19 protein-coding genes and 1 tRNA gene are annotated in these 22,425 nt (G+C 68.1%); 15 read left to right on the top strand and 5 right to left on the bottom strand.

The window, feature by feature from the left end; all coding sequences use genetic code 11:
* The first annotated feature begins 2 nt into the window (after window positions 1–2).
* A complete protein-coding gene (locus tag HNP51_RS04290) occupies window positions 3–920 on the top strand; it encodes an aldo/keto reductase (RefSeq protein ID WP_184267402.1) in 918 nt (305 codons plus the stop codon).
* On the opposite strand, the gene cysQ is transcribed toward HNP51_RS04290, so the two are convergent.
* The gene (gene cysQ, locus HNP51_RS04285; RefSeq protein WP_184267400.1) at window positions 917–1,702 is read right to left on the bottom strand and encodes a 3'(2'),5'-bisphosphate nucleotidase CysQ; all 786 of its coding nucleotides are present in this window, start codon (window positions 1,700–1,702) and stop codon (window positions 917–919) included. The genes HNP51_RS04290 and cysQ overlap by 4 nt on opposite strands.
* Window positions 1,703–1,791: 89 nt before the next feature.
* On the opposite strand from cysQ, the gene chpT reads away from it, so the two are divergent.
* The 3 genes from chpT (at window position 1,792) to HNP51_RS04270 (ending at window position 3,753) form a co-directional block, all read left to right on the top strand.
* The gene (gene chpT, locus HNP51_RS04280; protein ID WP_184267398.1) at window positions 1,792–2,484 is read left to right on the top strand and encodes a histidine phosphotransferase ChpT; all 693 of its coding nucleotides are present in this window, start codon (window positions 1,792–1,794) and stop codon (window positions 2,482–2,484) included.
* A 73-nt stretch (window positions 2,485–2,557) separates the two neighbouring features.
* Complete coding sequence (locus HNP51_RS04275; RefSeq protein ID WP_184267397.1) at window positions 2,558–2,941, top strand: response regulator; 384 nt, start codon at window positions 2,558–2,560, stop codon at window positions 2,939–2,941.
* Window positions 2,938–3,753 (top strand): protein-glutamate O-methyltransferase CheR, encoded by an 816-nt coding sequence (locus HNP51_RS04270; RefSeq protein WP_184267395.1) that lies wholly within the window; start codon window positions 2,938–2,940, stop codon window positions 3,751–3,753. Before HNP51_RS04275 ends, HNP51_RS04270 begins: the two co-directional genes overlap by 4 nt.
* On the opposite strand, the gene HNP51_RS04265 is transcribed toward HNP51_RS04270, so the two are convergent.
* Window positions 3,736–5,109, bottom strand: coding sequence for a metallophosphoesterase (locus HNP51_RS04265; RefSeq protein ID WP_184267393.1), 1,374 nt, complete (start codon window positions 5,107–5,109; stop codon window positions 3,736–3,738). The genes HNP51_RS04270 and HNP51_RS04265 overlap by 18 nt on opposite strands.
* Between HNP51_RS04265 and HNP51_RS04260 the strand changes: the two genes are divergently transcribed.
* The 4 genes from HNP51_RS04260 (at window position 5,108) to HNP51_RS04245 (ending at window position 10,670) form a co-directional block, all read left to right on the top strand.
* Complete coding sequence (locus tag HNP51_RS04260) at window positions 5,108–5,320, top strand: hypothetical protein (protein ID WP_184267391.1); 213 nt, start codon at window positions 5,108–5,110, stop codon at window positions 5,318–5,320. The two genes, HNP51_RS04265 and HNP51_RS04260, sit on opposite strands and share 2 nt — an antisense overlap.
* Before the next feature lie 40 nt (window positions 5,321–5,360).
* Window positions 5,361–7,604 (top strand): TonB-dependent receptor, encoded by a 2,244-nt coding sequence (locus HNP51_RS04255; protein WP_184267389.1) that lies wholly within the window; start codon window positions 5,361–5,363, stop codon window positions 7,602–7,604.
* Between the two features lie 113 nt (window positions 7,605–7,717).
* Entirely contained in the window at window positions 7,718–9,604 is a 1,887-nt protein-coding gene (locus tag HNP51_RS04250) for a M20/M25/M40 family metallo-hydrolase (protein WP_184267387.1), read from the top strand.
* A 43-nt stretch (window positions 9,605–9,647) separates the two neighbouring features.
* The gene (locus tag HNP51_RS04245) at window positions 9,648–10,670 is read left to right on the top strand and encodes an NAD-dependent epimerase (RefSeq protein WP_184267385.1); all 1,023 of its coding nucleotides are present in this window, start codon (window positions 9,648–9,650) and stop codon (window positions 10,668–10,670) included.
* A 51-nt stretch (window positions 10,671–10,721) separates the two neighbouring features.
* On the opposite strand, the gene HNP51_RS04240 is transcribed toward HNP51_RS04245, so the two are convergent.
* Window positions 10,722–10,797 (bottom strand) — tRNA-Ala (locus tag HNP51_RS04240).
* Window positions 10,798–10,918: 121 nt separating this feature from the next.
* On the opposite strand from HNP51_RS04240, the gene HNP51_RS04235 reads away from it, so the two are divergent.
* The 5 genes from HNP51_RS04235 (at window position 10,919) to hisS (ending at window position 15,680) form a co-directional block, all read left to right on the top strand.
* Complete coding sequence (locus tag HNP51_RS04235) at window positions 10,919–11,248, top strand: YggT family protein (protein WP_184267383.1); 330 nt, start codon at window positions 10,919–10,921, stop codon at window positions 11,246–11,248.
* A gap of 132 nt (window positions 11,249–11,380) precedes the next feature.
* Window positions 11,381–12,259, top strand: a complete 879-nt coding sequence (locus HNP51_RS04230) for a 3-hydroxybutyryl-CoA dehydrogenase (protein WP_184267381.1) — start codon at window positions 11,381–11,383, stop codon at window positions 12,257–12,259.
* Window positions 12,259–12,822, top strand: coding sequence for a hypothetical protein (locus tag HNP51_RS04225; RefSeq protein WP_184267379.1), 564 nt, complete (start codon window positions 12,259–12,261; stop codon window positions 12,820–12,822). Before HNP51_RS04230 ends, HNP51_RS04225 begins: the two co-directional genes overlap by 1 nt.
* A gap of 76 nt (window positions 12,823–12,898) precedes the next feature.
* The gene (locus HNP51_RS04220) at window positions 12,899–14,134 is read left to right on the top strand and encodes a DUF418 domain-containing protein (protein ID WP_184267377.1); all 1,236 of its coding nucleotides are present in this window, start codon (window positions 12,899–12,901) and stop codon (window positions 14,132–14,134) included.
* A 52-nt stretch (window positions 14,135–14,186) separates the two neighbouring features.
* Window positions 14,187–15,680: a histidine--tRNA ligase gene (gene hisS, locus HNP51_RS04215; protein ID WP_184267375.1), complete on the top strand. Its 1,494-nt coding sequence runs from the start codon at window positions 14,187–14,189 to the stop codon at window positions 15,678–15,680.
* A 368-nt stretch (window positions 15,681–16,048) separates the two neighbouring features.
* Here hisS and HNP51_RS04210 read toward each other — a convergent pair whose 3' ends face one another.
* The gene (locus tag HNP51_RS04210; RefSeq protein ID WP_184267373.1) at window positions 16,049–18,187 is read right to left on the bottom strand and encodes a M13 family metallopeptidase; all 2,139 of its coding nucleotides are present in this window, start codon (window positions 18,185–18,187) and stop codon (window positions 16,049–16,051) included.
* 153 nt (window positions 18,188–18,340) lie between these two features.
* Between HNP51_RS04210 and HNP51_RS04205 the strand changes: the two genes are divergently transcribed.
* Window positions 18,341–20,209, top strand: a complete 1,869-nt coding sequence (locus HNP51_RS04205; RefSeq protein WP_184267371.1) for a cation:proton antiporter — start codon at window positions 18,341–18,343, stop codon at window positions 20,207–20,209.
* 228 nt (window positions 20,210–20,437) lie between these two features.
* Window positions 20,438–21,097 carry a TetR/AcrR family transcriptional regulator gene (locus HNP51_RS04200; RefSeq protein ID WP_184267369.1) on the top strand — a complete coding sequence of 220 codons (660 nt, stop codon included), beginning with the start codon at window positions 20,438–20,440 and terminating at the stop codon, window positions 21,095–21,097.
* Window positions 21,098–21,213: 116 nt separating this feature from the next.
* On the opposite strand, the gene HNP51_RS04195 is transcribed toward HNP51_RS04200, so the two are convergent.
* On the bottom strand, window positions 21,214–22,329 hold the full coding sequence (locus HNP51_RS04195) for an aromatic ring-hydroxylating dioxygenase subunit alpha (protein WP_184267367.1): 1,116 nt from the start codon (window positions 22,327–22,329) through the stop codon (window positions 21,214–21,216).
* Window positions 22,330–22,425: the final 96 nt, after the last annotated feature.

The raw sequence follows: 22,425 nt of genomic DNA, 5'->3' as shown, positions 1-22,425 counted from the left end.
GCATGCGGTATCGCCCGTTCGGCGCCACGGGCGCGGCGGTGTCCAACCTGACGCTGTCGCTCGGCGCAGAAGCGCTCGGGCGCGGCCGCACCGCCCTCAGCGAACTCATCTTCACCGCGCTCGAGGCGGGGGTGAACTCCTACCACCTTGAAAACGCGGATCCGGTTCTGGCCGAGATCGTCGGCGAAGCCCTGGGCCACGTCGAGCGCCGCCTGGTCTGCGTCGGCGTCACTCTCGGCGTCGGCGACGGCCGAAAGAGGGGCTTCCGCGACTTCTCGGCAGACAGCCTCAGCAGCTCGATCGACCACGCTCTGCACGCCTCAGGTCTGGGCTGGTTCGATGTCGCCGTGCTGGACGAGCCGGCGGACGATGAGCTGCCGCAAGCCTCGCTGATCGCGCTCAAGGCCCTGCGCAAAGCCGGTCACGTCAAGCTGCTGGGCGTCTCCGGCGACTCTCCGGTGATGGACATCTATGTCTCGACGGGCGCTTTTGACGTTCTCTACACCCCCTTCCACGCCAATGTGGAGTGGCGCATCCGCTCGCGGATGCGGGCCGCGCGCGAGCGCGACATGGCCATCTTCACCTATGACTATTTTCCGGAAAGCCTGTCGACCGAACGCAAGGCGGCGGGCGCCGGCGTCCAGCCCAAGAAAAAGGGCCTGTTCGGCTTCGGCGCCAAGCCGGCGGAGACAGGCATGGCCAACGCCGGCTCCTTCGCCTTCCTGCACCAGACCCCGAACTGGAACGCTGAAGAGATCTGCCTGGCCTTCACCCTGACGGACCCGGCGATCGGCAGCGTCATCGTGGAGGCGATCAATCCCGAACGGATGGAAGCCCTGGCCGCCGTACCCGAGCGCGACCTGCCGCCCGGCCTCTCGGCCCAGATCGAAATGGCCAGGGTCGGCTCGGCGGTCGCCTAGCCGCCCATCGCCACGAACGGTCCGTTGAGGAAGCCCGGCTTGCCATAGGCCAGCCGCTGTCCATCCGCGCCCAGGACACGCCCGCCGGCCGCCTCCAGCACCGCCTGACCCGCGGCGGTATCCCACTCGCTGGTCGGGCCGGTGCGCGGATAGGCGTCGAAGCGCCCCTCGGCGATGAGGCAGAACTTCAAGGATGAATCCGTGCCCTGCCACTGGGTGCAGCCGTGACGTGCGGCCAGACGCGCGGCCTCCTCGTCGGTCATGCTGTGGCTGAGAAGAGCGATGCCCTCGGCCGGCTGGGCGCGCACCTTGATCGGGCGCCAGGCCTCGCCGAAGACGCGGCGCACCGCGCCCTTGCCCGGCGCCGTCGAGGCCCAGCTGACGCTCGACGCCGGCGCCGTCACCACGCCAGCGACGGGGCGGTCGCGGTGGATCAGGGCGATGTTGACGGTGAAGCTTTCTCGGCCCTGAACAAAGCCCTTGGTCCCGTCCAGCGGGTCGATCAGCCAGAACCAGTCGCTGACCGAAGCAGGCGCGCCGTCGGCGGCCACAGCCTCTTCGGCCACGGTCTGCACGCCCGGCCAGCGCTCGGCCAGCCGCTGCAGGATCAGGGCCTCGGCGGCGCGGTCCGCCTCGGTCACCGGACTGGCGTCGGACTTGGTCTCGACCGTCGTTCCCACCCGCCAGTAGGGCAGGATCAGGCGCGCGGCCTCCTCGGCGATGTCGGTGATGATCTCGGCGAGGGCGCCGGAAGCGAGGTCGGTCTCAAGAGCGTGCGTCATGTCTCCGCCTCGATAGCCCATGCGCCCGGTTTCATGAACCGGCAAATCAGGTCAGCCTTAACCATTCCCGACAGCAGACCGTCCGAGCGATGACCCTTTCCGATTTTTCCGCACAACCGTCCGCGCCCGAGCTCGCGATCGCCGACCTGCCCGCGGGCGGCGCCGAACTGGCCGCCTTCATCGCCGGCAAGCTGTGCCACGACTTCATCAGCCCGGCGGGCGCCATCATGTCGGGCCTGGACCTTCTGGAAGACCCCACGGCGCAGGACATGCGCGACGACGCCATGAGCCTGATCCGCCAGAGCGCCCGCAAGATGGTCGCTCACGTCCACTTCGCCCGCGTGGCCTTCGGCGCCGCCACGACCAGCGAACAATTCGCCTCGGTCGATCTGCGCGGTCTGGTGGGCGGTCTCTACGAGGGGGGTCGCGCCACCTTGGACTGGCGCATCGGCGACGGCGCGACCTTCACCAAGCCCCAGGCTCGCATCCTGATCAACCTGGCCTGGATGACCCTGGGCGCCCTGCCGACCGGCGGCGTCGCCACCATCACGGCCCGCCAAGACGGCGAGCGCCTGCAGTTGATCGGTTCGGCCGAGGGCGCCCGCGCCCGCCTCAAGCCCGAGGCCCTGACCGGCCTGAAGGGCGAGCGTCTGACCGAGGGCCTGGCCGGACAGTGGATCCAGCCCTACTGGCTGTGGCTGGCGGTCAATGAGGCTGGCGGTCGTCTGGACATCGCCGCCGACGAAGGCCGCGTCGGCCTGATCGCCCAGACCCCGCTCTGATGTCCGCAACGGCCCCCAGGAACGATCATGGCGCATGGCGCGCTGTGGGTTCGCGCGAAGCGAGATAGAGTCCATGGACTTCCAGACCTGCCTGATCGTCGATGACAGCCGGATCATCCGCAAGGTCGCGCGCCGCATCGTCGAGGGCCTCGGCTTCGAGGTGGCGGAGGCCGCCGACGGGGCCGAAGCCCTGACCTACTGCATGGGCGTCATGCCCCATGTTGTGCTGCTGGACTGGCAGATGCCGGTCATGGACGGCCTCAGCTTCCTGCGCCGCCTACGCGACCTGCCGGGCGGTCGTGCGCCCAAGGTCCTGTTCTGCACCGTCGAGACCCGCGCCGACCGGATTGCAGAAGCCCTGTCCGCAGGAGCCGACGACTATGTTATGAAGCCTTTCGACGGCGAGATCCTTCATTCCAAACTCGCCGAAGTGGGAGCTGTTCAGTCACCGTCATGACGCCGGAGGATTTCGATCGCCTTCAGACCTTGCTGGCGTCCCGCGCCGGCTTTCGGCTGACCCGCGACCGGATGCATCTGGCTGAGCATCGCCTGGGCCCCGTGGCGCGGCGCGAGGGCTACCACAACGTCGAGGCCATGCTGTCCTCGCTGTGGAGCCAGCCCGTCGCCTCTCTGGGGTGGTCCGTGATCGAGGCCCTGCTGAACGGCGAGACCTGGTTCCGCCGCGACCGCGCCGTCTTCGACGTCTTTTCGCGCGAACTCATGCCCGCCCTGACCGCCGCCCGCCCCGGCGGCAAGGTCCGACTATGGTCCGCCGGCGCTTCGACCGGCCAGGAAGCCTATTCCCTGGCCATCGCCGCGCTGGAGAACAGCGCCGACGTCGAGATTGTCGCCACCGACCTGTCGCGCCTGTCGATCGAGAAGGCGCACTCGGGCCTCTACACCTCGTTCGAGATTCAGCGCGGCCTGTCGGCCCGGACCATGCTGCGCTGGTTCGAGCAGGCCGACGAGCAGTGGCGCGCCCGCCCGGAACTGCGCAGCGCCATCAGGTTCGAGCGCGCTAACCTGCTGGACGAACCGACCGACGACGGAAGGTTCGACGTGATCTTCTGCCGCAACGTCCTCAGCGACCTGGAACCGGCGCATCGCGCTCGCGTGCTGGAAAGGCTGGAACGCCAGTTGGTGGATGACGGCTGCCTCTTCCTGGGCGTCGATGAACGCCCCGAGGGCGACAGCATCGCCTTCCGTCCAGTCGCCGGTCGCAAGGGCCTCTACGTAAAGGCCCCCTCGGCCCTACGCCGCGCCGCCTAGCAGCCCGGCTGCGGCCGCCGCCTTGACCCGCGCGTCAGGAACCTCCCTGAAGACCAGATCGGTCGCGCCGAAATACTCGGCCTGGTTCAAGGCGCACCAGTCGGTCGTGACCAGACGCACGGTCGGCTTGCCCGCCACGTCGCTCGCCGCCCCATAGACGAAGTCGCCGCTGCGCTCGGCCAAGGGCATGGGCCGGTCCTGATTGGCCCGCGCCATGAAGCCCGCCAGCCGCTCCGGCGACACCTCCGCGACCATCAGTTTCCCGTCGAACCGCACCACGGCGTCGAACGCGTAGCGCGTCACCGGCCCCGCCGGCAGGCCCGTGCCCAAGGTGGTGTGGCCAATGAAGCCCGCCTCCGCGCCCGCCGCCCGAGCCATGGCGGCGGCGACCGCCCGGCCCGTCTCGCCCAGAGTCAAGGCGCGCGGGCTGACGCCGATCACAGCCTTCTCTTCATCGGTCAGGGTCGTCGCCAGGGTCGCGGCGATCAGGTCCGCGATGCGCGGCGACGGCGCGGCGTCCAGGTTCACCGCCGTCGAACCGACCGTGATCCGGCCATCGGCGTACAGGGTCGCCGTCGTATAGGCGTTGCTCCACGACCCGGTGTGGGCGTAGGCGCTGCGGCCCTGCTCGTGCTGGAACAGCAGGTGGTTATGCCCGCCGATCATCAGGGCGCCGTCGGGCAGCAGTGGCAGGATGTCGCGATCCCCCGCCACGCCCGCATGGCTCATCACCAGCATCAGGTCGGCGTCGTCCAGCAGACGGGCCAGGTTGGCCTGCGCCCATGCTCCGGGTTCTGGGATGCTCAGCCAGTCGCGGCTGGCCTTGGGATAGGTGTTCAGCGAATCCGTCCCCGCCCCGATAATGCGCAGCGACCGCTGGCCCAGCGGCACGGTCACGGCGGCCTCCGCGTAGGCCTGGCCGGTGCGGGCGTCGATGATGTTGCTGACCACCAGAACGCCCAGAGACCGCATCCGCGCCACCACCTCGTGCAGGTCCGGCGTCAGGTCGTTGTCGTGGTTGCCCAGATTGACCACCGTGGGCGCCAGCTTCGGCAGTTCGCCGAGGAAGGCCCAGTCGATGACCCCGCCCGAGCGCACCGAGACGACGTTGCCATGCTCGAAGATATCGCCGTCGATCGCAATCAGATGCGGCGCATCCGAGCCCTCGATCTCGGCCTCCAGCGCCGCCAGCAACTGCCCCGTCCGCTCATAGGCCGAGTGCAGATCCGACATGGCCAGGATGCGGCCGATCGCCTGCGCCTGTCCGGACGGCGCCAGCGCGCCCAGACCCGGGGCGACGGCGGCGCCGGCCATCAGCTGGAACAGACGGCGGCGGTGAAGCATGGGGATCGACATGCGCAGGTTCCTGTCAGGCCGCGCCCGGCGCGACGAGCGTTTCTTCGCCCTGACGGCGGCGCAGCCCTGCCGTTTCGCATGGCCTATTGCGGCGCACAATGCCGGGAGGGCCGCGGCGGCGCTTGCAACGTCGAGTTTTGCCGCAGCGTGGCCGTGTCGCGAAAGCTTCATCGACCGCCCCTCTTCCAGACTGGAAAAAGCGTCGCTGTGAACCTAGGCCCTCGGCCAGTTTCAACGAGGACCCTCCCCCCATGTCCCCTCGCCTCTCCGCTCTCGCCGCCTCCGCCAGCGGCCTCGCCCTGCTCCTCGCCGCCCCGGCCATGGCCCAGACCGCAGACGCCGCCGAACAGGCTGTCAGCATCGACGAGATCGTCGTCACCGCCCAGCGCCGCAGCGAAAATATCCGCGACGTCCCCTTCGCCGTCACGGCGATGAACACCGAGACCCTGACCGCCATTTCGGCCGGGGGCGCCGACATTCTCAGCCTGTCGGGGCGCGTGCCCAGCCTGCAGGTTGAAAGCTCGAACGGCCGCTACGCCCCGCGCTTCTACATCCGCGGCCTCGGCAATGTGGACTTCGACTTCACCGCCTCGCAGCCGGTCTCGATGGTGATGGACGACATCGTTCTGGAGAGCGTCTATCTGAAGGGCTTCCCCCTGTTCGACGTGAAGCAGCTGGAAGTCCTGCGCGGCCCGCAGGGCACCCTGTTCGGCCGCAACACCCCGGCCGGCGTGATCAAGATCGACACGACCAAGCCCGGCCAGGACTTCACCGGCTACGGCTCGCTGACCTACGGCAACTACGGCTCGACCCGCACTGAAGCCGCCGTCACCCTGCCGGCCTCGGACACCCTGTCGGTCCGCGTCGCCGCTCTGTGGAACCACCGCGACGACTACATCAACAACGCCTGGGACGCCCCCTTCGCCAAGAAGGACGGCAAGGATCTCGGCAATTTCGACGACATCGCCGGCCGCGTTCACGTCGCCTGGACCCCGACCGAGCGCCTGTCGACCCTGCTGACCCTGCAGGCCCGCGACTACGAGGGCACGGGCACGATGAACCGCGCCAACGTCCTGACCAAGGGCTCGAACAAGCTGAACGACAACTTCGACCGCGAGACGGTCTGGTATGACGGCGGCCGCAACAACTTCCAGAAGCAGAAGACCACCTCGCAGTCGCTGCAGGTCGCCTATGACTTCGGCCCCGCCACCCTGACCGGCGTCGTCGGCTCCTATCAGGGCTCCAGCCAGGGCGACGGCGACATCGACGGCGGCGTGGCCTCGGCGCCCGCCGGCTCGGGCTTCAAGACCCCGTTCAACGTCGAGTCCGGCACCCTTTCCAGCGACCTGCTGCAGAACACCTATGAACTGCGCCTGACCTCGAACGGCGACGGCCGTCTGGGCTGGCAGGTCGGCGCCTTCTACTGGGACGAGCGCATCAACCTGGTCTCCGGCACCTTCAACGGCGTCGGCGGTCTGATCCCGACCAAGGCCACCGACATCGTGCAGAAGTCGGACTCCTGGTCGATCTTCGGCCAGGCCAATTATCAGGTCACGGACGCCTTCAAGCTGACCGGCGGCGTGCGCTACACCGACGACAGCCGCGACTACCACGGTAAGATCGTGATCGGCACGCCCGCCAACGCCGAGGGCCGGGTCTCGGTGGGCGACGAGCAGGTCAGCTGGGACGTCAGCGCCCTGTACGAAGTCAACGACAGCCTGAACCTGTTCGCCCGCGTGGCCAGCGGCTATCGCGGCCCGTCGATCCAGGGCCGCAACCTGCCGGTCCTGACCACGGCCGACTCCGAAACCGTCATGTCCTACGAGGCCGGCCTCAAGTCGCGGCTGTGGAACGGCCGCGCCCGTCTGAACGCCACCGCCTATCTGTATGACGTCAAGGACATGCAGTTCACGGCCATCGGCGGCGTCGACAACTCCAACCGTCTGATCAACGCCGACAAGGGTCAGGGCTACGGTCTGGAGATCGACGGCGACGTCTATCTGGGCGCCGGCTTCACCCTGGCCGGCGGCGTGGCCTGGAACCACACCGAGATCAAGGACAAGGATCTGCTGGTCGCCATCTGCGGCAACCACCTGTGCACCATCACCGACCCGATCGTGAAGGTGGGCGCCAGCGACCGCGCCGCCATCGACGGCAACCCCTTCCCCCAGGCGCCGGAATATTCGGCCAACCTGACCCTGTCCTACGTTCGCCCCCTCGGCGACGCCCAGGAGCTGTTCGCCTCGACCGACTGGGTGATGCAGAAGGACTTCAACCTCTTCCTCTATGAGGCGGTCGAGTTCCGTCAGGACGCCAACTTCGAAGGCGGCCTGCGCGCGGGCTGGCGCGACCTGAGCCGTGGCCTGGAGGCGGCAGCCTACGTGCGCAACATCACGGACGAGGCCAACGTCATCGGCGCCATCGACTTCAACAACCTGACGGCCTTCGTCAACGAGCCGCGCATGTACGGCGTGGAGCTGTCGAAGCGCTTCTAAGCCTTCACGGCGGATCGCATCGGAGGGCGGCGGCGGGGAGACCTGCCGTCGCCCTCTTGCCATCCGACGCCAGCTTGGCCTTACTGTCTCCGGGATCGGGGAGGATCTTTCACATGCGGCTGGCTCTGCTGTTCGGATCGCTGACGCTCGCCTTCCTGCTGGCGGTCTGGACCACCCAAGTCCCGAAACCCCGGCCCGCCGACGCCCCCGCTGCTGCCTTCTCGGCCGCGCGAGCCATGACCGACATTGAACAGATCGCCCGCGCCCCGCATCCGGTCGGCTCGGCCGAGCACGCCCGCGTCCGCGCCTATCTGAGCGCCCGAATGACCCAGCTGGGCCTGTCGCCGGAGGAGCAAAGCGGGCCGCTGTCCCCCGGCGCGATCCAGCGCCTGAAGAAGGCCGGCGGAGATCCCGACGCCGCGAACAATCAGGCGATCAATCTGATCGGCGTTCTGCCGGGCAAGGACCGCAGCCAGCCCGCCGTCATGCTGATGGCCCACTATGACACCGTGGTCGGCTCGCCCGGCGCGGCCGACGATTCCACCGGCGTCGGCGCCGTGCTGGAGGCCGTCCGCGCCGTCCAGGCGCGCGGTCCGATCGAACGCGACCTGGTCGTCCTGCTGACCGACGCCGAGGAACTAGGCCTGGACGGCGCTCGCATCTTCTTCGGCGGCCATCCGCTGCGCGACCGCATCGGCGCCGTGGTCAACCTCGAGGCGCGCGGCGGCGGCGGCCGCGCCGCCATGTTCGAAACCGGGCGCGAGGCCGGCCCCACCGTCGACCTGTTCCGCCGCGCCGCCGCCCGCGCCGACGGCGGGACCACCGCCACGTCGCTCGCCGTCTTCATGTACGAACAGATGCCCAACGGCACCGACTTCACCATTCCCAAGGAACGCGGCGTCGGCGGGCTGAACTTCGCCTTCATCGGCCGCCCGGCCCAGTACCACTCCGCCGACGCCACCCCTGCCAATCTCGATCAGGGCGCTTTGCAGCACCTCGGCTCTCAGGCGCTGGAGGCCGCCGACGCCCTGCTGCGCGCTCCCGCCCTGCCCGCCAAGGGACCGAACACCGTCTATGCCGACGTCTTCGGCCGCTGGATGCTCAGCCATTCGACGGCCATGGGTTGGGGCCTGCTGGGCCTGACCGCCTTGCTCGGCGGCTTCGCCGCCTGGCGCGCGCGCCGCGCTGTCGGCCTGACCGCCACACAGGTCGGACGCGGCCTGCTGGACGGGCTGTGGTTCCTGTCAGCCGGACTGGTCCTGGCCCAGGCCGTGCGCCTGCTGGCCGGGCCGATGTCGAGCCGCGCCGCCTCGTCCGAGACCTACTATGTCCTGCTGCATCGCCTGCCGTGGATGGAGGCGGGGGCCGTCCTGACCATCCTCGCCCTGGCCCTGCTGTTCCTGACCGGGGCGCGCCGGGCACGTCCGCGCGTGATCGCCGGGACCGTCGCCGTCCTGACGCTTCTGACCCTGCTGATCGGCGGCTTCAGCCCGGTCATGCTCGGCGCGGGCGTCATCGCCGTCGCCCTGTCGCTGTGGCCGGTCAAGGCCGCCACCACGACCTGGGGCGGTTGGCTGGGCCTGATCGCCCTCGTCTTCCTGCTCGGCTGCGCGGTTCAGGGCGCCGCCCCCGAGGCCGCCCTGCTGTTCGTCTGGCCCGCCCTGCTGGCCGCCGTCGCCGCCGCGCTCGCCGCCCTGATCAGCCCCGATCTGACCCGCTCCACTAGCCTGATCCCCGCCGCCGTCGCGGGCGTGCTCGGCGGCGCCTGGCTGATGGGCCTGGGCCATTTCGTCTTCCTCGGCGTCGGCATGGATCTGCCCGGCGCCCTGGCCCTGATTGGCCTGCTGGCCCTGCTGTTCCTGCGTCCGTTGAGCCCGCCTGTCAGCGCAATCCGGCCGTTCCTGATCGGCGCCGCCGCCTGTCTGATCCTGGCCTGCGGTCTCAGCCTCGCCGCCCGCTTCGCCGAGCCCGCACCCACGCCGGCCGAGGCCCGGTCCTGACCGCCCGCTGGCGAAACCGTGTCCAACCGTCTATCGCAGCCTGATGTCCACTGATCCCGTCCTCGTCACCGGCTCCGCCGGCTTCATCGGCTTCCACACCGCGCGTCGGCTGCTGGAGCGCGGCGAGACGGTCATCGGTCTGGACAACCTCAACGCCTACTACGACCCGGCGCTCAAACACGCCCGCCTGGCCCAGCTTCAGGCCTATCCAGCCTATCTCCACCACACGCTCGACCTGGCCGACCGCGCCGGCGTCGCCGCCCTGTTCGCCGAGCACAAGCCGCGCCGCGTCGTCCACCTCGCCGCCCAGGCCGGGGTCCGCTACAGCCTCGAAGCGCCGGAGACCTATGTCGATTCCAACGTCGTCGGCTTCCTCAGCATCCTCGAGGGTTGCCGCGCGGTGAAGGCCGCCAACCTGGTCTTCGCCTCGACCAGCTCGGTCTTCGGCGCCAACGCCGCCCTGCCGTTCTCGGTGCGCGATCCGGCCGACCACCCGCTGACCGTCTATGCCGCGACCAAGCTGGCCAATGAGGCCATGGCCCATTCCTACGCCCACCTGTTCGGCTTCCCGGCCACGGGCCTGCGCTTCTTCACCGTCTATGGACCGTGGGGCCGGCCGGACATGGCCCTGTTCAAATTCACCCGCGCCATCCTCAAGGACGAGCCCATCGACGTTTACGGCGAAGGTAAGATGAGCCGCGACTTCACCTACGTCGACGACATCGTCACCGGCGTGATCGCGGCGCTGGACCGCCCCGCCGCCATCGACCCGACCTGGGACGCCACCGCCCCCAACCCGGCCACCAGCGGCGTCGCCCCCTGGCGCATCCTCAACCTCGGCGCCGGCCGCCCCGTCGCCCTGATGCGCTACATTGAGGTGCTGGAGGAGAAACTGGGTCGCAAGGCCAAGCTTAACCTCATGCCCATGCAGGACGGCGACGTGGCCAATACCGAAGCCGACGTCACCGACACCCTGGCCGCCCTCGACTACGCCCCCACCACCCCCGTGGAAGACGGCGTCGGCCGTTTCGTCGACTGGTACTGCAACTTCTACCGCGAGAACTGACGCGAGGGCGGGCCTGCGCCCGTCGTGTCACGAGATGATCCGGGAATGCCTTGGTGGAGCCGAGGGGAGTCGAACCCCTGACCTCGTCATTGCGAACGACGCGCTCTACCAACTGAGCTACGGCCCCGACCGACAGGCAGGAGGCGAGATAAGCGGCGCGCTGAGGGGGTGTCAACGGGTCGCGGAGGAAACCTTGGCGTTCGACGGCGGCGCCGCTAGAAGCGAACAGGTTTCACAGGAATTCGCTCATGGGCATCGGCGCCGGCGTCATCGGCTTCATCTTCTTTCTGATCGGCGCGCTGCTGCAGCTGCTGCTGTTCGCCATCATCGCCAATGCGATCCTGAGCTGGTTGTTCGCCTTCGACGTCATCAACTACCGCAATCGCTTCGTCGCCCAGGTGGCCGAGTTCCTGGACCGGTTCACCGGACCGGTTCTGGCTCCGCTGCGCCGGATCATCCCGCCGCTGGGCGGCATGGACCTGACCCCGATCGTGGCCCTGCTGATCATACAGGGCGTGCAGGGCTATCTGCTGCCGCCGCTGCACGTGGCGGCCCTGGGCCTCGTCGGCGCCTACTGATCCGAAACGTTGAGGCGGGGACACGGGGGGCGAGGAATCTTAATCGCGCCCCATTCCGCCCCTTGCGCGCGGCGGGCGGGCTCCTAAGGTGCCCGCGATTGGTCCTCATGGGGCCGCAGATTGCGCGTATTTATGACCACGATCAGGACAGTCGCCGTCATCGGCGCCGGGCAGATGGGTTCGGGCATCGCTCAGGCGGTGGCCTCCGGCGGCTATGAGGTGCGGCTTTACGACCTGTCGGCCGAGCGGATCCCGCTGGCCCAGGGCGAGATCGCGGCCAGCCTGGCGCGTCGCGCCGCACGCGGCCTGATGACACCGGCCGAGGCTGACGCCGCCCTGGCCCGCATCCAGGCCGTCGCCTCCCTGGCCGAAGCGGCCCAGGCCGATCTGGTCATCGAGGCGGCGTCCGAGGACGAAGCGGTCAAGAAATCGGTCTTCGTCGACCTGCTGCCCCACCTGCGCCCCGACACCCTGCTGGCCTCCAACACCTCGTCGATTTCGATCACGCGCCTGGCCTCGGTTACCGACCGCCCCGACCGCTTCATCGGCCTGCACTTCATGAAGCCGGCCCCGACGATGAAGCTGGTCGAGATCGTGCGCGGCATCGCCACCGCGGCCGCCACCTACGAGGCCGCCGTCGCCTTCGCCGAGAGCCTGGGCAAGATCACCACCGAGTCCGAGGACTTCCCCGCCTTCATCGTCAACCGCATCCTGGTGCCGATGATGAACGAGGCCATCTATGTCCTGTACGAAGGCGTCGGCAACGTCACCTCGATCGACAAGGCGCTGAAGCTGGGCGCCAACCACCCGATGGGGCCGCTGGAACTGGCCGACTTCATGGGTCTGGACGTCGTCCTGGCCATCATGAACGTGCTGTACGACGGCCTGGCTGACAGCAAGTACCGCCCCTGCCCGCTGCTGGTGAAATATGTCGAGGCCGGCTGGCTGGGCAAGAAGAGCGGTCGCGGCTTCTACGACTATTCCGGCGCTGCGCCGGTCCCGACCCGCTGATGTCGCGTCTCGACCGGATCGAGGACCTGCCGGGGCTGAAGCGCGTCGCGCCCCGACATTCGACGCAGCGGTTCGTGCTGGCGGCCCTGGCTGCCGCCGCCTGGCCGCCGCTGATCATCACCCTGATCGTCTGGCCGCCCGAGAACTGGGCCTCGGGCGTCGACACCGACTGGCGGCTGGTGCTGCTGGTGCTGGGCCTGATCGCCGCCCCGGTCGGCCTGTGGATGCTGCGTCAGACCCATGCCCGGGTCGGTCGTCCCTCGACGCGACTGGGCGTGGTCTGCCGCTTCATGGTCTTCGGCGGGCTTCTGGCCGCCGCGGTGCAGATCCTGATCGCCGTGGTCATGTCCCTGCTGTCGGTCATCGCCTCGCAGAGCCTGGCTCAGAGCCTGGGGGCGCTGGAAACCACCCTGCTCATCTTCGGCGTCGCCGGCCTGCCGCTGGCGGTGCTGGTGGGCGTCAGCTACGCCCTGTGGGCCGGTCTGTGCGTGGCCTTCATCGCCTTTGCGCCCGCACCGGTGGTCAAGAACCGCATGGGCCTGATGCAAAACGGCGCGGGCTGACATTACCGCGATTTAAGGTGTCGCCGCCGCCCGCAAGCCGCATGAGCGATCTGCTCACCGGGGGAGAGCCGACGCCATGACCGACCAGACCATTCTCGCGGAGGGACCGCAGCCCGTCGCCGCCGGCGCCCGTATCCAGACTCTGGACGTGCTGCGCGGGGTCGCAGTGCTGGGCATCCTCGCCGTCAACGCCGCCGCCTTCGCCCTGCCCATGAATGCGACGATGGCGCCGGAGCAGTCTCCCTTCCCCCTCAGCGGCTCTTCCGCCACCGCCTATTGGCTGGTCGAGGTCTTCTTCCGTCAGAAGTTCGTCACCCTGTTTTCCATGCTGTTCGGCGTGTCGATTTTCCTGGTCGGCGGCGAGCGCAAGGACGCCGCGCGTGGGCGGGTGCTGCGTCGCCGCCTGATGTGGCTGGCCCTGTTCGGCGTCATCCACGGAGCGGCCTTCTGGTACGGCGACATCCTGCTGCTCTACGCCTGGTCCGGCCTGTTCGTCATGCTGATGCGCTCGATGCCGGCGCGCCCCCTGATCCTGTTCGGGATCGCCGCCACCCTGGCGCTGGCCACCATGCAGGCCGTTACGATGTGGCTGACGGTCAACGGCCCCGCAGAACTGGTCGAGGCCATGAACAACGACAGCATGGCCCTGGCCGACGGCGCGGTCGCCGCCAGCATAGCCGCCTACCGCAGCGGCTGGCCGGCCGCCCTGATCGAAAACCTCAAGGCCTGGGGCATCCTGCAAAGCGCCAGCCTGTTCGGCTACGTCTTCGCCACCGTCCCGCTGATGATGCTGGGCCTGGGCCTGTTCAAGGCCGGCTTCTTCCATGCGCGGCTGCCGAACCGCGTCTATGTCGCCCTGATCGCTGTCGGCGCGGCCGTCCTGACCCTGCTGGGCCTGCTGGAATGGCGCGAGGTCATGGCCGGACCCGGCGTCGAGGCCACGCACGGCTGGGCCGAGGTCGTCGCCTCCTACCCGATTTTCATCGCCCTGGCCTACGCCAGCGGCCTGATTTTGCTGACCTCGCGCGGCGTGGGATGGGTGCGCCGGATCTTCGCCCCCGTCGGACAGATGGCCTTCACCAACTACCTCACCCAGACCCTGATTATGACCACCCTCTTCTACATGCCGTGGGGGCCGCGCCTGATGGGACAGGTCGACTATCCGGGCCAGTGGGCCATCGTCGTCGCCGTCTGGGCCTTGCAACTGATCTGGTCGCCGCTGTGGTTGAGCCGCTTCCACATGGGGCCGCTGGAGTGGCTGTGGCGCCGCCTCAGCTATGGTCACGACCTTCCCTTGCGCCGCGCGGCCTGAACCCACGGTTCGGGAAGTTGCAGCCGGTCCGCTGATGGCTTAATCGCCCGGCATGACCGACGAAGCCCCCCTCCGCCCCGAAGCCCGCGCCCCCCGGGGGTTCGCCGACCGCCGCGGCCGCGACCTGACCGCCGAGCGGCGCATCGTCGCGCGCGTGTCCGAAGTGTATGAGCGCTGGGGCTTCGAGCCGCTGGAGACGCCGGCGTTTGAGTACGCCGACGCCCTGGGCAAGTTCCTGCCCGACGCCGACCGCCCCAACGAGGGCGTCTTCGCCCTTCAAGACGATGCCGGTTCGGACGAGCCGGGCGAGTGGATGGCCCTGCGTTACGACCACACCGCTCCCCTGGCCCGGTTCGCGGCCCAGAACTGGGAAACCCTGCCCAAGCCGTTCCGCCGGTATGCCTATGGTCCGGTCTGGCGCAACGAGAAACCCGGCCCCGGCCGCTTCCGCGAGTTCTGGCAGTGCGACGCCGACACCGTCGGTTCAGACCGTCCTGAAGCCGACGCGGAGATCATCGCCATGGGCTGCGAGGGCCTGCGCGCCGCGGGCCTCGGCGACGGCCAGTCGGTGATCCGCGTCTCCAACCGCAAGCTGTTCGACGGCCTGTTCGACGCCGGCGGCGTGACCGACGCGGTCCAGCGCCTGACCGCCCTGCGCGCCGTCGACAAGTATGATCGTCTGGGTCTGGAGGGTGTGCGCGCCCTGCTGGGCGAAGGCCGTCTGGACGAGTCCGGCGACTACACCAAGGGCGCCCGCCTGCCCTCAGCCGTGATCGGCGCGGTTGAGGCGTTCCTTGTTTCCGCCGAAACGCCCGGGCTCAGCCGCGCGGGTGTGCTGGACGCCGTGGCCAAGGCCGGCGCCTCGCTGGGCGCGGCGGGCGAAGCCGCCCTGGCCGAACTGTCCGCCATCGACCGCGCCCTGACCGCCATGCGCGTCGGCGAGGCCGAGGTGAAGTTCGACCCGACCATCGTGCGCGGGCTGGAATATTACACCGGCGCCGTGTTCGAGGCCGAGCTGTTGCTGGACACCAAGGATGACAAGGGCCGGGCCGTGCGCTTCGGCTCCATCGGCGGCGGCGGCCGCTATGACGATCTGGTCGCGCGCTTCACCGGCCAGTCCGTGCCGGCCACCGGCTTCTCCTTCGGCGTCTCGCGTCTGGCCTCCGCCCTGCGCGCCGCCGGTCGCGGGGCCGACGACGCCACGCGCGGCCCGGTCGTGGTCATCGTCTTCTCGGAAGACGACATGCAGCACTATCTCGACGCCGTGTCCGAACTGCGCGCCGCCGGGATCGCCGCCGAGCTCTATCTGGGCCGCGCCGGCATGAAGGCGCAGATGAAATACGCCGACCGTCGCGGCTCGCCCGCCGTGGTCATTCTGGGCGGCGACGAACTGGCCGCCGGGGAGGTCACCATCAAGGATCTGGACGCCGGACGGGCGCGGGCCGCCGCCATCGCCGACAACGAGGCGTGGAAAGCGGAACGTCCTGGCCAGCAGAAGGTGGCCCGTGGCGACCTGGTCGCAACGGTTCGCGCCATTATCGAATAGGCTTCGATTAAATCCGTGACACAGACATGAGTTATCGATGTTTAGTCACAAATGCCCGCTTTTTGACGTTGGCATTGATTGACTTGCCCGCCGCCTTCGCGTCAATTGGTCTCACTCAAGAGGCGCAGCGATAAAACGCAGCGACAACTTGAAGGCGTTTCGGGGAGGAAACGTCCGCTCCTTAGAGAGCGATAAAGCCCGCTGCGATGTATCCCCCGCAGCGGGCTTTTTCATGCCTGAAATTCAGAGAACCGCTCCGAGAATCAGCTTTGCCGCGCCAGGTATCGAACAGCCTTCGATAGACCGAGCAAATCATGAAAAAGGGCCGGAGCGTCGCCGCTCCGGCCCTCTTCATTCAGACGCCGCGCTTACCAGATGCGGACGCGGTCTTCCGGCGCGAGATAGTATTTCGAGCCCGGCTTGACGTCGAAGGCCTCGTACCAGGCGTCGACGTTACGCACCGGGCCGATGACGCGGAACTCGGCCGGGCTGTGCGGATCGGTGGCGATCTGCTGCTTCAGCGCCTCCTCGCGGTACTTCGACTGCCAGACCTGGGCCCAGCCGTAGAAGAAGCGTTGATCGCCGGTCGTGCCGTCGATCACGGGCGCGGGCTTGCCCGCCAGCGACAGATGATAGGCTTCCAGGCCCACCGCCGTGCCGGCGGCGTCGCCGATGTTCTCGCCCATGGTCAGGCCGCCCTGGACCGGGTGACCGGGCAGGGGCTCAAACTGGTCGTACTGGGCGCCCAGACGCGTGGTCAGGCCCTTGAAGTTGGCCTTGTCCTCGTCGGTCCACCAGTTGCGCAGCACCCCGTCGCCATCGGACTTGGAGCCCTGGTCGTCAAAGCCGTGGCCGATCTCGTGGCCGATGACGCCGCCGATGCCGCCGTAGTTGACAGCCGCGTCGGCGTTCGGATCGAAGAAGGGCGGCTGCAGAATGGCCGCCGGGAAGACGATCTCGTTATTGGCCGAGTTGTAATAGGCGTTGACCGTCTGAGGCGTCATGCCCCACTCGGCCTTGTCGACCGGCTTGTTCAGGCGGTTCAGCTGGTAGTTCCACTGGAACTGGCCCAGGCGCTGGGTATTGCCGAACAGGTCGTCGGCGCGGACTTCCAGGGCTGAATAGTCGCGCCACTTGTCGGGATAGCCGATCTTGACGGTGAACTTGCGCAGTTTCTCCTGCGCCGCCGCCTTGGTCTCCGTCCCCATCCAGGTCAGGTTGTCGATCCGGTGCGACAGGGCGATGCGCAGGTTGGCGACCAGCTCTTCCATCTTGGCCTTGGATTCGGCCGGGAAGTATTCGGCGACGTACAGGCGACCCGCCGCCTCGCCCAGCGAACCTTCAGCAAAGCTGATGGCGCGCTTTTCACGGCTACGCTGCTCGGGCTGTCCCGACAGGTCGCGCGACCGGAACTCCCACTGGGCGTCCGAGAAACGCTTGGACAGGCTGCCGGCGGCGTCGTCGGTGGTGTGGAACGCCTGCCAGGCCTGCAGGGTGTCGATCGGCGCTGCTGCGAAGATGGCGGCGATCTTGGGCATGGCCGTGTTCTGGCGCACGATCAGACGGTCGATCGAGCCCAGACCGGCGGCGTTGAAATAGCCGTTCCAGTCAAAGCCCGGCGCCTCGGCGGCCAGGGTCTGGATGGTGTATTCGTTGTAGGTCTTGTCGCGGTCGCGGTTCTCGATCGGGGTCCAGTGGGCCTCGGCGATCTTGGTTTCCAGCGCGACGATGGCGGCGGCGTGGCCCGCCGGATCCGCCCAGCCGATATTGGTCAGCATGCGCTCGATATAGGCCTGATACTTGTCCTTCTTGTCCGCGAAGCGGGCGTCCAGATAGTAGTCGCGGTTGGGCAGGCCGATGCCCGACTGGCCCGCCGACACGACGTAGCGAGTGGGCTGCTTCTGGTCGATGGTGATGCCGGTTCCGAAGAAGGACGAACCGACGCGGCCCTGGGTCTGACCCATGTAGGCGGCGATCTTTTCGTGCGTGTCAGCGGCGCGAATGGCGGTCAGGTAAGGCTGCAGCGGCTGAGCGTCGAGTTGCTCGATGCGCGCCTCGTCGATGTAGCTGCGATAGGCGTCGGCGATCTTGGCCTCGTCCGAACCAGCGGCCAGGTCCTTGCGCGCGACCAGCCCCTGGATCAGGGCCTTCATGCGGTTGTCCGACAGTTCGCGCAGCAGCGGGAAGGAGCCGTAGGAGGTGCGATCCGACGGGATCTGCAGCTTGTCGAAGGCCGTGCCGTTGGCGTAGCGGAAGAAGCTGTCGCCCGGCGCCACCGAGGTGTCGCGACCCGACAGGTCAAAGCCCCAGTCGCCATACTTGGGCGCATCCGTCCCGACCCAGCCGGCCGGCGCGGCGCCGCCTTCGGGCGCCGAGGCGCCGTGGAACAGCTCCACGACCGTGCAGCTCTCGTCCACGCAGGCGTGGTCATGACCGTCTTGCGCCGCCGCCATGCCGGCCGGCAGGAGCAGGGCGCCGACAGCGGCCCCGATCAGCAATTTCTTCATAAGCAATTCCCTCGACTAACCCGTGCTCAGGTTCGGCGCGGACCCTAATCCCGCCGTGAGCCTCGCCGCGTCTTAAAAAAAGTTCATGAAAGACGCGAGCCGTATCGCCAGATCGTGATCGCCCGCGACACAGTGCGCCGCTACGGAGGATGCATGGATCAAGCGCACGGCGGCGAATACCGAGACCTTGTAGTCTTTCTGGCGGCGGCCGGGGTCGTGGTGCCCTTGTTCAACCGGCTCCGGATCAGCCCGGTGCTGGGTTTTCTGGCGGCCGGCGTCCTGCTCGGCCCCGACGGCCTCGGCCGCCTCGCCCAGTCCCACAGTTGGCTCAATTGGCTGACCATCGGCGACCAGGCCCAGATCCGCCAGCTGTCCGAACTCGGGGTCGCCTTCCTGCTGTTCATGATCGGGCTGGAGCTGTCGTGGGAGCGGCTGAAGGCCATGCGGCGGCTGGTCTTCGGGCTGGGCATGCTTCAGGTCGCCGTCTGCACCCTCGCGATCGCCGTCGTCTTCATGGCCCTGGGCCAGTCTCTGGCGGGCGCCGCCGTGCTGGGCATGGGCCTGGCCCTGTCCTCGACCGCCGTCGTCATGCCGGTGCTGGCGGCCCAGGGCCGGATCAACAGCGAGACGGGCCGCGCCACCTTCGCCGTCCTTCTGGCCCAGGACGTGGCCGTCGCCCCCATCCTGATCACCGTCACGGTTCTGGCCACCCTCGCCCAAGGCATGCAGGGCGGCGGCGTCGAACCCCACGCTCTGGCCAGCGCCCTCTTCACCCTCGTCCCGGCCGCCGGCGGCCTTTTCCTGATGGTCCTGCTGGGGCGTCTGGTGCTGCGGCCCATGTTCCGTTCGGTCGCTCGCGCCCAGCATAGGGGCGAGGGTCGTGAACTCTTCGTCGCCGCCAGCCTGCTGGTCGTGGTCGTCGCCGGACTGGCGGCCCAGGCTGTCGGCCTGTCGATGAGCCTGGGCGCCCTGGTCGCCGGCGTCTTGCTGGCCGAGACCGAGTTCCGTCGCGAAGTCGAGGTCGCCATCGATCCTTTCAAGGGCCTGTTGCTCGGCGTCTTCTTCATCGGCGTCGGCATCGGTCTGGACGTGGACGCCGTAGCCGCCGACCCGGTGACGGTGCTGGGCCTGGCCGGCGGGCTGATCCTGCTGAAGGCCCTGATCATCTTCATCCTGGCGCGGGCCTGGGGCCTGGCGGCGCGATCAGCCATCGAAACCGCCCTGGTTCTGGGTCCGGCGGGCGAGTTCGCTTTCGTCGTCCTGTCCACTGGCCTGGTGGAAGGACTGGCCGACCCGAGCCTGACCCGCAAGGCCATGCTGGCCGCCACCCTCAGCATGTTCACCGTCCCCCTGCTGGCCGTGCTGGCGCGTGCGCTGACCAAAACCGCCACCCTCGCCGCCGCACCCGAGACCGAAGGCCTGTCCCCGGACGCCGCCGTGCTCTCGCCAGACGGCGCGGTGCTGATCGTGGGTTTCGGCCGGGTCGGGCGTCTGGTGGGCGAGCTTCTGGCGGAACACGACCAACGCTTCATCGCCCTGGACGCCGACCCCGCCTCGGTCCGCTCAGGCCGCACGGAAGGCCATGAGGTCTATTACGGCGACGCCGCCCGTCCCGAAATGCTGACCGCCTGCGGTCTGGAATCGGCCCGCGCCCTGATTGTCACCATGGATAGCCCGACTAAAGTCGATGATGTGGTCAAGACCGCCCGCGCCCTGCGGCCCGATCTGATCCTGATCGCGCGAGCCCGGGACGACCGCCACGCCGCCCGCCTTTACGCCCTGGGTGTAACTGACGCCGTACCCGAAACGACCGAGGCCAGTTTGCAGTTGGCCGAGAACACCCTGGTCGACCTCGGCGTGCCCATGGGACTTGTCCTGGCCTCGATCCACGAGCGTCGTGACGGTTTCCGCAAGACCTTCCAGGCGGCGGCTCCGGACGGTCGCGGCGCCCGTCCGGCCCGGGCGTTCAGAACCGCTCGGACGGTTGCTCAGACTCCGCCCCCAACACCAAAAGCTACGTAGAAACCCCTAGCTTCGTTGACCTTACGGCAAAGATTAAGCAAGATTTGAGATCGGCTCGCGACCCATTTTGGTCAATGTTCGGTGATGAAAGTTAGCTTCCCCCCATGGGACGTTCGTTGTCGTCTTACCGTGGTCCACGCCGAGGCGGCGTAGAATCCGGTCTGATGCTGCTGACGTCCTTCACGACCGGCGAGCGTTAAACCTTTGCCGAGCCAGAGTATTTTCCTGATGCGTGAGACCATTTCGTCTGCCCCCGAAGTCATCGACACCGAGGGCCAACCCCGCCTGAACCGTCGTCAGGCTGCCAAGATCCGCACCCGCCAGAAGGTGCTGGACGCCGCGCGCGCCTTGTTCGCCGAGCGCGGATACGACGCCGCCACCATCCGCGACATCGCCAAGGGCGCCGGAATGTCGACCGGCGCGGTCTTCGCCAACTTCCAGGACAAGGCCGAACTGTTCGAGTGCGTCTTCGCCGAGGAAATGGCCGGCCTGCTGCAGGACATCCAGACCGCCGCCGGCCATGAAGGTCGCGTCGTCGAGCGTCTGGCCGAGGGCCTGACCGCCGGTTACCATCGCTCGCTGGAGCACCTGCCGCTGATGCAGGCCATGGTCGCCCGCTCGTGGTTCCAGCCGGCCGCCGCCGACGAGCGTTCGCGCACCTTCGTCAAGCCCATTATCGAAGCCATCATCGCCGTGCTGCAAGCGGGCATCCGCGAAGGCGAACTGCGTCAGGACCTGGACCAGCTGGTCATGGGCCGCATGATCTGGGACGTCTTTATCGCCAACTTCCGCTACGCCGCCTACGACAACTGGGGCATCGAAGAGCTGACGCCGCACATCCGCAAGCAACTTGACCTGATCCTGTCCAGCCAGCTGGCGCGCCAGTAATCGGCAGGGGCTGACGCGCCCCTGACTGCTGAACAAAAAGGCCTCTCCCCCGCGCGGGGAGAGGCCTTTTTCTTGTCTTCAAGCTTGGAGCGAACGGGGTGTGGCCCGCCCTGCGCTCAGCTCTTCCACCGCAGCACCACTTCCTTGATGGGATTGACAAAGCCGCGGCCCTCGGCGCGGCTCTTGATCCATTCGCGCTTCAGCTGCTGGTACCACTTGGCCTGCTTGTCGGCGTCGTCGATCCAGATCAGGGCTGGGTCGTACTTCAGCCCCTCGTTCTGCAGGTTCACCATGCCGCCGTCCTGCTTCAGGAAGGCGACCACGCCCATGCGCAGGAAGGGCTTGGCGACATTGAACACCCAATGGTCGGACCAGAAGATCTGGGTGATGCGCGTCTTCGTTTCCGTCACCGGCGTCAGGCAGGTCAGGGCCAGAACTTGCTTGGCGCCCACCTGGATATGCTCCCAGCGATAGCCGGGCAGACGGAAGGTGATCTCCGTCGCCGGCGCCCCGCCCAGGATCTTGTACAGGCGGCTGTTCGACGACGGGGCGTGGCGCACCATGGCCCAGCCGTAGTCGCGCGGCGCAAAGGTCTTGGCTTTTTCGTGCATCGAATGCTCGGAGCGCCACCACCACTGCTGATGCACGAAGGGGCCGTGCGCCGGGTCCATCAGGCCGATGACGGCGTGGTCGATATGGCTGTCGAAATCCATCGCCTCGACCAGCTTCACCTCGCCCTCGGCGCCGGGGAAGAGCGGCGGCTCGTGGTCCGGCTCGGACGGATCGCGCGCGTCGGCGGCCATCCAGACGAAGACCAGCCCCTGGCTCTCGCGGACCGGATAGGACCGCACCCGAATGCGCTCAGCCTCAAAGGCTTGATCCTCGACCAGGGACGGGATGGCGGCGCAGACGCCGTCGGGACGGAAGCGCCAGCCGTGATAGGGGCACTCGATCGTCTCACCCTCGCCCGGCTTGTCCACCAGACGTCCGGCCGACAGCGGCGCGGCGCGGTGGGGGCAGATGTCGCGCATGGCATAGACCGCGCCCGCGCGCGTCCGCCCGATCAGCACCGGCTCGTCCATCACCTCATAGCGTTTCAGGCTGGCGACCGGCACGTCGCGCGCCAGGGCGACGAAATACCAGGCGTCGCGCACGAAGCCCTTGCCGAAGGCGGTCGGCGGCGCCTTGGCCTCGGGAGCGGTCGCGGGAGAAGAAGCAGCGTCAGCGGTCATGGCCGCTTTCTAGCAGCAGGGACCGCCGCCCGTCCAAAGCCCATTCCCTTCCTCGCGCGATGAATTAATCTGGGTCAAAATCTTCGGGGAGAAGAC

This window comes from Brevundimonas bullata, from assembly GCF_014207965.1.
Classification (GTDB): Bacteria; Pseudomonadota; Alphaproteobacteria; order Caulobacterales; family Caulobacteraceae; genus Brevundimonas; species Brevundimonas bullata_A.
This window is presented reverse-complemented; position numbering and strand designations above follow the sequence as displayed.